Origin of the sequence: Methanogenium organophilum, assembly GCF_026684035.1 — an archaeon.
Lineage (GTDB): Archaea > Halobacteriota > Methanomicrobia > Methanomicrobiales > Methanomicrobiaceae > Methanogenium > Methanogenium organophilum.
In genome coordinates this window covers 2,221,828-2,236,239 of the sequence record NZ_CP113361.1, presented here as the reverse complement: position 1 = coordinate 2,236,239, position 14,412 = coordinate 2,221,828, and the positions used below count along the sequence as shown (strand labels likewise).

Genomic DNA, 14,412 nt, shown 5'->3' with positions numbered 1-14,412 from the left:
TGAACAGATGAAAATGATTTGAAGGGGATTATCATGAACAAATTTATATTCCCATTAAAACTGAGGATGAAGGGCCCTGCTGCGGGTGATCAGCAGCAGGCTCTATCATCACTTGAATTAGTTATAGATAAGGAAGAAAGTGCAACCCAGAGGTTCGGGTTATCGACCAGAACGGCAGTAATTACCTTTCAGGAGAATCATAGGCTCGAACCGACCGGTGAAGTGGCCGAAAGGACAGCGACTCTCATCAATCGTGAGATAGAATCCGGTACCGGCATAGCAACACCGCAAAACCTACAGTCACCACGCTTACTTTCTCCGAATGCCAGAGGCAATGAGGTTCGGGCACTGCATGAAATGCTTTTAAACCTAGGTAATTCCATATCGGAAAACGAGCAGGAAGAGCAATTTTATGGGCCTAATACGCAAAATGCGGTGAAGCAGTTCCAGGTGGAACGAAAAATCCCGCAATCGAGGGACTTCGATAAAGCGACAGTGTCTACACTTATAAGAGCGGCCAAAATCGAAATAGTTACGGTCACCTTAAAGGGAGAAGGTGTCAATCTTTCCAAACCAGTTTTCAATATAGATAAAAATGAAGTCATGAACCTCGTTGCTCCCGATTCTCTTCAGCCTCAAGGGACTAAATACAAATGCCTTACAGACTATCTGGGACCGTTTCTTGGTGAGAAGAAAACTGCCGCTGCCCGTGAAACTGCCGATCGTCAGGATAGTACTCCATTGAATCAGGCTAGGATGTTGGATATTCAGTTGAACACAGATGATGGAAGATTGATGTTAATAGAAGGGGAGTGCCGCTAATGCCCATACCAAATCATGCTTTAACCTTAAGCTCAATAAAAATATTGAGCATACAATGGGAAAATCCGAGTAAAAATGATGTTGCAAGTCTGCAAGCAGCGTTGAAAAAGCTGAAGTTGGAAGTTGCTCCTGAAGAGCTGAATAAAAATGAAATGGGGGATACTACTAAAGCTGCCATTAGAAAATTCCAGGAAGAAGCCGGTTTAAGGGTGGATGGTAAACTATCACCAAACACTGTTGAAAAGTTAAAGGAAAAACTGGAGCATAACTATTTTGCGGGAAATAAAACCCGTACGAAGAAAATTCATACTCTTCTCGAACAAGCGGGCCAGATTATTGATCCAAGTGAAGTAAAAAGCCGCATATTTGGGAAAAGCACTGAAGAAGCTGTCAGACAGTTCCAGAGGACAGTGGGGCTACCCGATGATGGCCAGTTAAATGAGGATGTAGTCAACAGGCTCACGGAAGAGGCACTCAAGGCCCATTTCACCACGAAAAACCAAGTCGGCCACCTGCAACAAACACTTTTGCGTGTAAACCACATTGCTAAACTTGATTCCAAGATTGATCCAGATGAATTAAAACGAAAAGATCTTGGCCATAGCACCCGAGCAGTCATCACTGCTTTCCAGAAAAAATATGAACTGGAACCGACTGGTGAACTGAACGTAGCCACATACGAACGACTGATATCTGTAGCGGCCAGTCGCCCAATCCCGATGAAGACATTGAAGGTCAAATCGGCGAATAACCTTAGCCCAATCAAACGGATTCTGCGTCTGAACATGACCAATAAGCATGTTGGCAATCTCCAGATGATTCTGGCTTATCTAGGTCATAAGATTGATGAAAAAGAGTTCAAGACCAACACTTTTGGTAAAACGACGCGACAAGCGGTATTGAATTACCAACGTGATAATGGTCTGCCAGTAAATGGCCACGCAGACCGGATGACACAACGTTCACTCAACCAGCAGATAAAGCAGGTAAATCCACAAGCCTTTGTAGGTGAATATCCTTTCCTGATTAAAGGGTGTGTCCGAGATGATCTCTGGCAAGGAAGATCCGGACTATCAGTACAAGTTTGGGAAAAACCATTACGTGGAGAGGGTACGCTTCTCGCAGAGAGAACTACTTTACATAATGGTTTTTTCAACGTAATGTATGATCCACCGCGTAATCCTGTAACTGGTCAAATCAAGGTGCCCTTCCACTTATTGATAAAATTAATTGATGAGAACAATAACGAGATTCTCCAGAGTAAAGTCCTTTTCAATCCCACAGCCATTGATTGGATCAACTTTACTGAAGGGAATGAACCTTACCGTGGCACTTCTGAATACGAGGTGCGGATGAAATTGGTTAATAGATTCCTCAATGATACATCCATTGAAGATATTCAGGAAACCGAAAATGAACAGGATATTACCCACCTAGCGTTAAATGCAGGACAATCCCAAGAAGATGTGATGCGTTTGTTGCTCTCGCATCACATCTATAGAAAGCTGGATAGTCCAATAATATCTCCTGAAGCGATTTATGCTTTCATTCGACAAAGTCTGCCCTCCACTCTTCCAAGCGATTTACTAGGAAGTACAGAAGAATGGACCAAAATTGAGGAATTGGTTGATCAGACCGTTAATGGTTTGGTCTTCATGGAAACCGAACTTCAAACGCGGGCCTTAAATACTGCAATAAAAGAAAATTTCATCCCTGTTGTAATAAGCCAGAAGAAAGAGCAAATTCTGGCAGCCCTTTCCTCTCTCAAACAAAGTTATACTCTAGAAAAGCCCATCCTCATTGGAAATGGAAGTATCAAATCCCTCCTTGAGATATCTCTCGTGGATCGGATCAATTATAGTAAAATTGCTGATACCTTTGTAAAGCATAAAAATTTTAATGATAATTTCTGGATTGATCTTAAAGATCGTGCCAATGAATTTGGCGGAACAATGGCGGTGGAGGACTTCGAGAAAACCGTGAATCTCGGCTACATTACCAAAAACCATGAACCTACGCTCTCCTTTCTGAAATCAAAAAATATAATCCCAAGGCAACTGGTGAAACTGACACATAAGCAATGGACAGAGTTGATTGAGGAGAATGATACTGATCTCCCAGAGTGGATTGATGGTAGTACCCTTGAGAAGAAGAAAAATAATTATGCAGCCATATTGGTCAGTCAGAGCGAAAAACTATTCCCTGCTCTTGCCTTTACCGCTGCAATAAAAACAAGCAATAAACATGGTTTATCCAATATCGACACGATAATTGATTTTCTCGATACGCACCCGGATTTTGATCTTCGCACTACCAACCTTGATACGTTTTTCAGGGAAAAACGTCCTGATATTCCAGAATACGTGCGTACTGAAGCCAGGGTCATGCAAAGAGTACATCGTATTGCACCTAGTGCAGCCGTAGGCCGCGTGTTATTGGATGAAAAAATTCATAGTTCTGCTCAGATCGTATCACTTGGCAAAGAGAGATTTGTTGGGATATTAGAAAGGAATGGCATTAACCAGCGTACTGCTTTGACTATATATGGTTTTGCTGAGTTTCAATATGCCCAGGTTTTAGCTAGAATAGCCGAATATCGGTTTGAATTACATCGGACAAATCCACAGGCTGTTGCACATCATACCTTCACTAAGGAAGAATTTTCTGAGTACTTGGAAGATATCCCAAACCTTGAAACACTCTTTGGTTCACTGGATTTTTGTGAATGTAAGCATTGCCAATCCGTATACGGCGCTCCCGCATATCTCACCGACTTATTACGATTCCTCGGAAATCAGGATTCCGAAGAGGATGGAAAATCAGTCAAGAATAAACTCTTCGAGCGTCGTCCAGATATAGGAGAAATAAAACTGAATTGTGAGAATACGGACACTCCATTACCCTATATCGATCTTGTGTGTGAAATTTTGGAAAATGCTGTCATTGAGCCGAATAATAATGGGCAAGTAACATTCAACCCCCAGACCACACGAACAAAGCAGGAATTGCGGGCTTTTCCTGAAAATATCTGTAAAGAGGCATATGATATCCTACGAACTGCCGATTACCCTATGAATATCTCATTTGACCTCTGGCAGGAAGAATCGCGCATATTTCTTCAGCACCTGGGAATCAGCCGGTATGAATTGATGGAAGCATTCCAAGCCCCAAAGGGTAGCAATACATTTCCCTTAGATCTAAACATTGCAGGCGATTTTTGGGGGATATCCCCGCATGAAACGAGTATAATTGTAACACCTTTTGAAAATACGCAAAAACTGGATTTGTTCTGGGGGTTCGACACATCGGTTTCCGAAGTTAAGGTTTCCAAGTTCCTTAATCACGCCAAAATAAATTATCAGGAATTATTGCAACTCATAGACGTTAAATGGTTCAATCCTGCTATCTTTACTGCTGTCTTTGCTGAAAAACTGAATATCGAAAGAAGACCCATTGAAAGTTGCGATCCGGATAAACATTATATTAAAAATTTTTCTGCCACACAATTCGACAAGATACACCGTTTTCTTCGCTTGTGGCGAAAGACAGGCTGGGAGATGTGGGAGTTAGACCTCCTAATTCGCTCCGACAGAGTAGGTAATGGTAAAGTTGACAAGGATACATTGATACGATTGAAACAATTCAAGCAATTACAGGAAAAGTTACGGCTTCCATTCGAAACCGTCTTGAGTTTCTTTAACCAGATCAATACCGAAGAACGGGCGAAACCAGGAGACCCAGAGAAGATTATTCAGCCCCTTTATATCAATTTATTCCAAAATCCTGCTATCATTAATCCAATCGATCCCACCTATCAATTAACACTTTCAGGACAAGGTAAACTTACAGAACATAAATCAACTATTCTTGCTGCGCTCTCCATTACCGAGACAGAATTAAGTTCACTTATGGGGAGGATTAATGATAGTCTTGATCTTGCGAATCTCTCGTTTATTTACAATCATGTCAATCTCGCGAGAGGGCTGAATGTACCAGTAAAAGACCTGCTGATTCTCCTAGATCTGTCAGGAGTGGCGGATGTATTTGCCTCACCAAAACAGACTCTTAATTTTATCGAGTTGTACGAATGGGTACAAAAGTCAGGATTTTTGATCCAAGAAATAGATTACATTTTAAATTATCAGCCAGACTCCCCGTTTGGTCTGCGGGAAGAGGTAATAACCCAGTTTATCAGGTCTTTGAGAGATAGTTTGCAAAGTATATCCGTTCATAAAGAGGAAGAAATTATCTCTCAAATTTCCGCGCAGTGTTCTTTAGAGGACGACCAGGCACAGTCAGTTCTCGAACAGCTTGATTTATTATGTTGGCAACAAGTCAGCTCCCATGGGCGTCTTCAGGATCTTGAGCAAATTATATCGGCGATTGCTGATTTCGTATCAACACTTGCTCCTACAGAGGGGGGCGATAGAACACAAGAGACCAGTTTATTATTCGAAGCTATTAACCTGCAGGATCGCCTTCAAAAACAGGGTCAAATAATATCCCAAATAGCCACGTCATTCTCATTGACCGACAACCAAGCGCGCTTGCTCGTGCAGAATCTAACCCTTCAAAGGAAAGTAATCTATCACCTGTCAGGTGATAAAATAACAGAGAGGGACAGTAATAATGAGTACCTCACTGAGATTACTTCAATAAACTACCCGGATATCTACAATAGCTATTATCTATTGCATAAAGCCTCGCTGATTGTAAAGAGGCACGCAATAAAGGATAAATACGATCTGGAATGGCTATTGACAAGATCTGAACAATTTAAGTTGCTTGATCTTAACACTCTGCCAATTGCGGATACGCAAGTACAGCCCCCCTTCCAACCGTGGTTGGCCCTTTACAAATGGTTACATTTCAGGTCTCAATATCCCGAACCAGAAGAGGTTTCGTTAAGACATATCTTCTCGTTGGCTGCAGATAATACTCCGAGTATCGAGGATGTACTTGGAGCCATAAGCAAACTGACTACTTGGAAAGAGGACGACCTGAAAGCATTACACTTAGAGTGGCAGCTTCAACATGGAGAACTAATACAACCTGGCGAAATTTCTGATTATGCCAATCCAGACATATATATCCGTCTACAAAGGTGTTTCAACCAGGTTAAACGGCTTGGGGTGGAAGTATGTACGATTCTAAACTGGGCGAAATGTGATGAAGACATACAATTCCATTCAGCTCAACAGATAAAACAGGTTGCAAAATCAAAACACGATTATAGTACCTGGCTATCAATACTGACCCCATTTCAAGACGAATTACGCGAGAGTAAACAATATGCACTAGTAAATTTTTTGATTGAACGTTCTCTGAGAACAGAAGAAGAGGAAATATATTTTAACAATGAAAATTATGCGAATCCGAAATATTGGCAGAATTCTAATGATTTATTGCGTTATTTCCTGATAGATGTCGATATGAGCGCCTGCCAGTTAACTTCTCGAATTAAACAGGCGATCGGCTCGATACAGATGTTTGTACAGCGCTGTTTCCTCAATCTTGAAAAACCCTATGTTCAAATTTCCAAGGAAGAGTCGGAAGACACAGTATCGCTGGACAGTTGGAAACAATGGAAATGGATGAAGAATTACAGAATATGGGAGGCAAACCGAAAGGTGTTCCTCTACCCAGAGAATTGGATCGAGCCAGAACTAAGAGATGATAAGTCGCCATTCTTTGAGGAATTGGAAAATGAAATTTTACAGAATGAGATTACGCATGAAAATGTTGAAACTGCCTATATACATTATTTAGAAAAAGTTCATGAAGTATCCCGACTTGAAATAATCGGCATCTACCATGAATTGGATGACGAGAATCCCAATGATGATCTACCACCAAATGTCAATGTGATTCACGTCATCGGCAGAACAAGATCTCAGCCTGCCGTTTATTACTATCGTCAGTTTGATTTAAGTTATGGTATCTGGACAGCCTGGGAGAAAATCGAGTTGGATATCATCGGCGATCACGTTATTCCGGTGGTTTTCAATCGTAAGGTCTATTTATTCTGGTTGATTTTCACGGAAAAACCCCAGAAAATAAAGAAGCAACCTCCAGCAACATTAACAGATGAAGATGCACCGGCTGATTCCCCAGAACCACCGAAAATGCTGGAGATTCAACTCGCATGGAGTGTCAAGAAGGAGAGAGGATGGGCGTCGAAGAAAGTTTCCCAGCAGAAGCTCATTCATCCTTGGGAGCGCCCACTCTTCTCGTACACTTTAAAACCACGGTATAAGAGCCTGAAGAACCAATTATGGCTGGATATTTACATTTCTTCTTCTCGATATTTCAACAACACAAGATTCTATGATCCCTACAAGATTGTTAAAGGTAAGATTGTAAAAGAATACGCTACTGCTTTTAGGTACGATGAGACGGCACTTCCTTGGCATTCTTCTTCTTTTGTATTTGATGGGGAAGTAGTAGATGTCAAGCTGAAACCATTGGCAGGTTTTTATCGGATTATGAATAGCGAAGGTATTGCTTCTGAAGACCTAGTTTCAACCGATTCCTATCGATACGTTCATGATAACTTTGGGGATGCAGGTGAAACCATCACACGTATGGAGGGAAGATATCAGATCGCTCCTCGCCTTGTGCTTCCCGAGGGAATGCATTATTCAAATTCTCGTCTAACAAATAATCGTTTAAGGAGCAATACGAGCCTGTTGAACATTCTAGAAAACAACTCAACAACGACAGTGCTAGAAGGTGCCATATCGCCGTTCGAAGTAATTATTGCACCTCAGAATTTTCGATTCGAACTTTCGGCATGGAATAACTACATTTCTGAGATTGGGAATTCTTTAGCATTGAACAAGGATGAAGAACGGCTCTTAGAATACCGACTCTCAATACTTACAGATCAGAACAGAGAATTAATTATTTCTGAGCTTGCCGGTGAATTTTCGTTAACCAAAGATCAAGTGCAGCTACTCAGAAAGATGGTGGGCGAAATTCCGGATACACGATGGGGGCAGACTCCATTTTTCTACCAAGATAGGGAGAGGATTTTCTTCATCAGACCTGAATGGCAAGAGCCCATCCTTGGTGCTAACAACACATTCCAGTATTTCAAATATTTCGTCTATCCTTTTTACCACCCGTATGCTGCCCTTTTCATCCGTGAATTATACCGTAGTGGCATAGATGGATTATTAAACCGTCGAATTCAGCTATTCCCGCAATCATTCTATCCAACAAATACATTTAGATTCGACTCTAGTTATCGCCCCAACTTAAAATGCCTCCCGGATACGACAACAGAGCGTGATATTATTGATTTCAGCCAGTACGGTGCATATGCAATATATAACTGGGAAATATTTTTCCATGCTCCCCTATTGATTGCCTGTAAGCTCAGCCAGAATCAGCGGTTCGAGGAAGCAATGCGTTGGTTCCACTATATCTTCGATCCCACAAATACAGAAGCTCTCAATGTACCACAGCGCTACTGGATTACCAAACCTTTCTTCGAGCAAAACAGTGAAGATTATCGGAAACAGCGCATTGAAAATCTCCTTAAGAACATCAATACAAACCTTGATCAAATAAGGGCATGGAAGAACAATCCATTCAAACCTCATTCAATTGCTCGTTATCGACCGATTGCATATCAAAAAATGGTTGTAATGAAGTATATTGACAACCTCGTTGCCTGGGGCGATCAATTATTCAGGAGGGATACAATAGAATCCCTCAACGAAGCCACCACACTCTATATCCTGGCTTACGAACTACTCGGCACACGTCCAACAAAGATTCCAAACGTTCAACACAAAGATCTGTCGTACAACGAAATGGTTGCTGACGGTAATTTAGATCCCTTCGGTAATAAAAGGGTAGAAGTATTAATGGAGAATTTTACGGACACTCCTGTGACTCCCTTCCGTCCCCGAAAAGAAACTGAACCCCTGCCAACTCTTGACATATTTTATTTTAGCATCCCAAACAACGATGATTTATTAGAGTATTGGAATACTGTGGAAGGCCGGTTGTTCAATATACGGCATTGCATGAATATTGAAGGAATTGTCCGTGAGTTGCCATTATTCGAACCACCGATTGATCCAGCATTGCTAGTAAAAGCAGCAGCAGCAGGAATTGATCTCAGCAGTGTACTGAGTGATACTGCCGTTTCCCAAGGATATTACCGTTTCCGAGTTTTATCACATAGGGCATTAGAGTTTTGTAATGTAGTAAAATCCCTTGGTGACAAAATACTCTCGGCTTTAGAGAAAAAAGATGCAGAGAGTTTGGCACTCCTTCGTTCTTCTCATGAGATACATACGCTCGAAGCTATAAGAGAAGTCCGAAAACAGCAGATTTCAGAGGCAAAAGAAGCATGGGCCGGTTTTGAAAAAGGAATTGAAGTGCTCGATAAAAAGATTACTTACTATGAATCATTACCACGAATGAACGATTTTGAGGTATCAGGTGTTTGGTTACACGGCATAGGAATAGGTTCAGAGATCGCAGCGACAATTTCTTCGACGGTTGCTGCCAGTTCTCATCTGGCTCCTAAATTTAAGGCAGGAGCAACGGGATTTGGTGGCACGCCAACTCTGACTGTCGAATATGGTGGTGAAAGTATGGCCAACGCATCTGCTGCTTTTGCGGCATTTTTCCATGGTCTTGGAAGCTGTTTACATGCTTCTGCTGAAATGGTACAAACTCAAGGGGGATATACAAGACGTCATGATGAGAACCAATTCCAAAAAACACTTGCTGAAAAAGAGAAAGTACAATTGGCAAAACAGGTTGAGGCTGCACGAATTCGTTATCTGATAACTGAAAAAGAATTCGAAAACGAAGAGTTGCAAATCGAACACGCAAAATCAGTTGACGAATACATGCGAAGTAAGTACACTAATCAGCAATTGTTCAATTGGATGCTAAATAACCTTGCTACCGTCTATTTCCAGAGCTACCAGCTTGCTTATGATATGGCAAAGAAGGCTGAAAAATGTTATCAGTTCGAGCTTGGAATATTTGACACCTCATTTATTCAGTTTGGTTATTGGGATAGTATGAAAAAAGGTCTCCTTGCAGGAGAGAAGTTAGCCAATGACATACATCGTATGGAGACCTCATACCTCGATGAGCATAAACGACAATTGGAGATTATTAAGCATATCTCACTAGCTCAGGTTCAACCGGTTAGCTTGTTGATGTTGAAGGAGAAAGGGCACTGTTCGGTAACATTGCCGGAATGGTTATTTGATATGGATTATCCCGGACACTACCAACGCAGGATAAAATCAGTTTCAATTACCATACCCTGTGTGGTAGGGCCATATACCAGCATAAATTGCACACTTTCACTCACTAATAATGGTGTTCGTATAACAAACGACACTACGAGTGGATACGGAGATCCTCTGGATCCAGATACCCCCCGATTTATTCGAGGTAATGTACCCGTTCAATCCATTGCTACCAGTCATGGCCAAAATGATGCTGGAGTCTTTGAATTGAACTTCAGCGATGATCGATATCTGCCTTTTGAAGGCGCCGGAGTAGTCAGTGAATGGCAGATCAATCTACCTAAAGAAAATAATCAGTTTGACTTTTCCACGATTTCGGATGTGATTCTGCACATTCGCTACACAGCAGAGGCCGGAGATAATAATCTTGTTAATGCTGCAAAAGCCAACATAGAATTAGTATTACCCAACGCTGGGTTCCTTTTTATTATTCTGAACCATGAATTTGGCAATGAGTGGTATCGATTTATTCATCCTTCTGAGGAACCGGATCAAGAACTGGTATTTACGCTAGAGAACAAGCATCTTCCGTTCTATGCACGAAATAAAATTTCAAAGCTTAATAAGGTGGACCTAATTGTTGAGAGCACCCATGAAGATATTTACTCGTTTAAACTGCAGCTTCCAGGTACGATCACCTCGACTCTTGAACAAATGGTTGTGGATCAAATCGATAAGGGAGTGCATCATTTTGAAAAGAGTGATATTCCACAAGGGACGCCGGTTTTAGGTAAATGGAAATTTTTTGATTGGAAAATACAATTAAAGGAAGAATATGAACATCCAGTCCGAAAATTGAAGAGTGATGATATTAAAAATGCCTATATGATCATCAATTATAGCATTGAATGAGGTGAAGAATTACAAATATCATACTAAAAATTAAACAGATCTTACCAAATAAGCATTATTTCCTTTTAAAAAACATGGTGAAGTATTCATTTTTTGCAGGATGTGAAGATTAAATTTTTTTATTTTGTTGAAATGTAGCGATGTGTCGATTCGAAGGGATTAAAAGAATTCTCTTGGAAAGATCCAATTCTACTTATTTAATAGTTTTAATTTATTCTCTCAGTAATTCGAAATATCTGATGAAAATTTCGTGACCCGTTACTTTTATATACCATAGATACAATAATCCCGGATATCGGGAGCACGTAAGGTTGTTGTATTGCATGGAGAACACTCCGAAAGGAAAGGCGACAGCGGAGAACGACTTCTGATATGTTTAGGTCTTCGCGGTATTACCGCGGATACCTCTTATTACACATTCATTTCTGAATTCTTCAATTTCCATGTCGAATTCTTCCAGAGTATCATATCTTCTTCAGAACCCAAATCAGCCCAATTTAATGAAGTTGATAAACAGTTAATGCCGGATTCTCTTTCATTTTCTACTCATCACCCTTGATAAGTCCCTTGAGCATCCAAATAACGATAACCTTCATTCCATGAAGTGCATTGAACACTGGCCATTTACATACCTTTGTAAAGGCGTCAATGAAGATATTTACCAAATATTTTACTTCAACAGCATAGCCACAATTCACAGCAAGAGCTATATCCACCCCTACCAATTATCGTCCGTGAGTACCCATGTCACCACCGCCGAAATCAAATCACCTTACCGGTACCCACAGCCCCTATCTCCTCCAGCACGCCACAAACCCGGTTGAATGGTATCCCTGGTGTGAAGAGGCGTTTTCCCGTGCCAAAACCGAGAACAAACCCATATTCTTATCTATCGGCTATTCGTCCTGCCACTGGTGTCATGTCATGGCCCACGAATCCTTTGAAGACAGAGAGGTAGCAAAAATGCTGAACCGTTCATTTATCAGCATCAAGGTTGACCGGGAAGAACGCCCGGATATCGACGCAGCATACATGGCATGTTCACAGGCACTGACAGGGACAGGAGGATGGCCTCTCACCATTGTCATGACACCTGACAAGGAACCGTTTTTTGCAGCAACATATATCCCGAAAAACAAAAAATTCGGACGAAAGGGCCTCATTGACATACTTCAGGAGATCGAAACTCTGTGGCAGAACAATCATGCAGGGGTGCGTGATTCAGCCGGGAAACTCAAAACGGTATTGGGTAAACAGACGGAAGATACACCAAAAGGAACATTCGACGGGATGACCGTGCATACCGCTTTCAAGGAACTTTCCGCCACATTTGATGAAGAATATGCCGGGTTTGGAATTGCACCTAAATTCCCGTCACCCCATATGATTGTATTCCTTCTGAAATACTGGAAATTCACCGGAAATCCGGATGCACGCCGGATGGCAGAGAGGACGCTGGATGCGATCATCACAGGCGGCATATGCGATCACATCGGTGGAGGATTTCACCGCTATTCAGTCACCCGCGACTGGCGCATTCCTCACTTTGAGAAGATGCTCTATGACCAGGCTATGATGCTCTGGGCCTATACTGAAGGTTTTCGTGCTACGAAAAATGAAGTCTACAAACGGGTGGCAGAAGACACAGCAGAGTATATCATCACCGGAATGCAGGCAAAGGAAGGGGGATTTTTTTCCGCAGAAGATGCAGACAGTGACAACACAGAGGGAGGTTCATACCTCTGGACAGACGATGAAATCCGGGAGGCGGCAGGAGAATATGCAGCAGACGTGCGTGCCATATTTGATCTCAGAACAGGAGAATACTGTATACAGGAACTCCCCTGCGCCCCGCCGGGAAAACAGACACTGGCCTTTCCGTCCCGGGATGCAGCATACCGGTGGTATACCTCAGACGCCCGCACAAAAATCAGAACAAAACTCATGGAAGCAAGAAACCTTCGCCCACAACCATTTCGCGACGAAAAGATACTCACAGACTGGAATGGCCTCTGCGTTGGTGCGCTTGCATACGCCGGGAGAGCACTGGATCATCCTGAATATATCAGTGCAGCGGAGCAGGCAGCTACGAAAATTCCATATGTGACTGACAGTAACTCAAAAAAACTCCTCCACAGCCGATTTAAACAATTCACCTCTGGTGCGGGAGCGCTGGACGATTACGCCTTTGTAATCTGGGGATATCTCATGCTCTATGAGACAACCTTTGATGCAGACTGGCTTGAACATGCATATGAACTGACTACCATTCTGAATGACACATTCCGCGCACAGGAGGGAGCATTCTACCTGACAGCTGAGGATGCAGAAATCCCTCTCACCAGGCAGAAGACCGCATATGACGGTGCACTGCCATCAGGGAATTCAGTGGCGGCCGTATCTCTCGTTATGCTTTCCCGGATCACCGCCAAAACAACCTATGAGGAGGATGCAGTCAGTATTCTGGACGCTTTCACACCTGAAATCCTGCGTGCGCCATCAGCATACTGTCACCTTCTCTCTGCATATATGCACATAGCATCCGGCGAAGAATATGCCATAGTCCCGGGAGAAAACGGGATAGAATCCATTTTAACAGCGCTCGAACGAGAATATGATCCGTTCAGGACAATAATCGTGGCAGATGGAAGCACTGCTGTCACAACCGCTGCACCCTTCACCCGAACCATGAAACAGATAGACGGCAAAACAACACTCTACATCTGCAGGGGAGGCACCTGTTCTGTGCCGTTTACAAAATTAGAGAATATTGATGAGTGTGGGTCCTCAGACGCGTTTTCCCCCCGCATCTGTACTCCAGAGCACTGATCGGCATGTGCAGTGATTCCCCAGATGGCATACCGCAAGGGTAGAGAAAGTGGCGTTTTCCGGCAGCACAGGCAGGTTTTCCAGTGTTGTCACATCACCATTACCCAGAGTGATATGTGGTGAATACCGCTCATATGCTGCATTTTTTGCATACTCAGGGACATAACCCAGCGTAAAAGGAGTGAGGACTTCGTCATCATCACGAATAAATGATGCCGGCGTGCACTTTTCCTTTTTAATGCCCGCAAGCTGTGCCACCACACTCCGGTGCAGGACAAACAGCGAATCATCTTTTGCAAGATTAATACCTGATACACGGTCATCGGAATCGGTGACGACCGTTGCTGCCCCCTCAATACCTATTTCCATCGGTAAGAGCCTGTTTGCCAGCCGCTCAAGAGGAACGTTCAGTTCAGAGAGCGCACTCCCGGGTATGCACCCCATTGCAAGGGACACATGAGGAATACGATCTGTCATATCCAGCCGTATCGCGTCATCCCCCGTCTTTTCAATGAGCATTCTGTTGATCTGTATTGCAGCCTCCGTCACCTCGGGAGGGGGGAGAAGAACAATATCAATCGCATAATTTCGGAAAAGTCCGCCTGCATCCATGACAGTCATA

4 protein-coding genes are annotated in these 14,412 nt (G+C 42.7%); 3 read left to right on the top strand and 1 reads right to left on the bottom strand.

Annotated features, from left to right (window positions below):
* The first annotated feature begins 33 nt into the window (after positions 1–33).
* From OU421_RS11000 to OU421_RS10990, 3 genes are all read left to right on the top strand, one after another.
* On the top strand, positions 34–822 hold the full coding sequence (locus tag OU421_RS11000) for a peptidoglycan-binding domain-containing protein (protein WP_268186139.1): 789 nt from the start codon (positions 34–36) through the stop codon (positions 820–822).
* Positions 822–10,961 carry a Tc toxin subunit A-related protein gene (locus tag OU421_RS10995; protein WP_268186138.1) on the top strand — a complete coding sequence of 3,380 codons (10,140 nt, stop codon included), beginning with the start codon at positions 822–824 and terminating at the stop codon, positions 10,959–10,961. Before OU421_RS11000 ends, OU421_RS10995 begins: the two co-directional genes overlap by 1 nt.
* A 744-nt stretch (positions 10,962–11,705) precedes the next feature.
* A complete protein-coding gene (locus OU421_RS10990) occupies positions 11,706–13,790 on the top strand; it encodes a thioredoxin domain-containing protein (protein WP_268186137.1) in 2,085 nt (694 codons plus the stop codon).
* Here the strand turns inward: OU421_RS10990 and OU421_RS10985 are convergent.
* Entirely contained in the window at positions 13,749–14,411 is a 663-nt protein-coding gene (locus tag OU421_RS10985) for a hypothetical protein (protein ID WP_268186136.1), read from the bottom strand. The genes OU421_RS10990 and OU421_RS10985 overlap by 42 nt on opposite strands.
* Position 14,412 lies beyond the last annotated feature (1 nt).

Coding starts and splice junctions, on each gene's coding strand:
- OU421_RS11000 (WP_268186139.1), top strand. CDS start 34: ATGAACAAATTTATATTCCCATTAAAACTGAGGATGAAGGGCCCTGCT.
- OU421_RS10995 (WP_268186138.1), top strand. CDS start 822: ATGCCCATACCAAATCATGCTTTAACCTTAAGCTCAATAAAAATATTG.
- OU421_RS10990 (WP_268186137.1), top strand. CDS start 11,706: ATGTCACCACCGCCGAAATCAAATCACCTTACCGGTACCCACAGCCCC.
- OU421_RS10985 (WP_268186136.1), bottom strand. CDS start 14,411: ATGACTGTCATGGATGCAGGCGGACTTTTCCGAAATTATGCGATTGAT.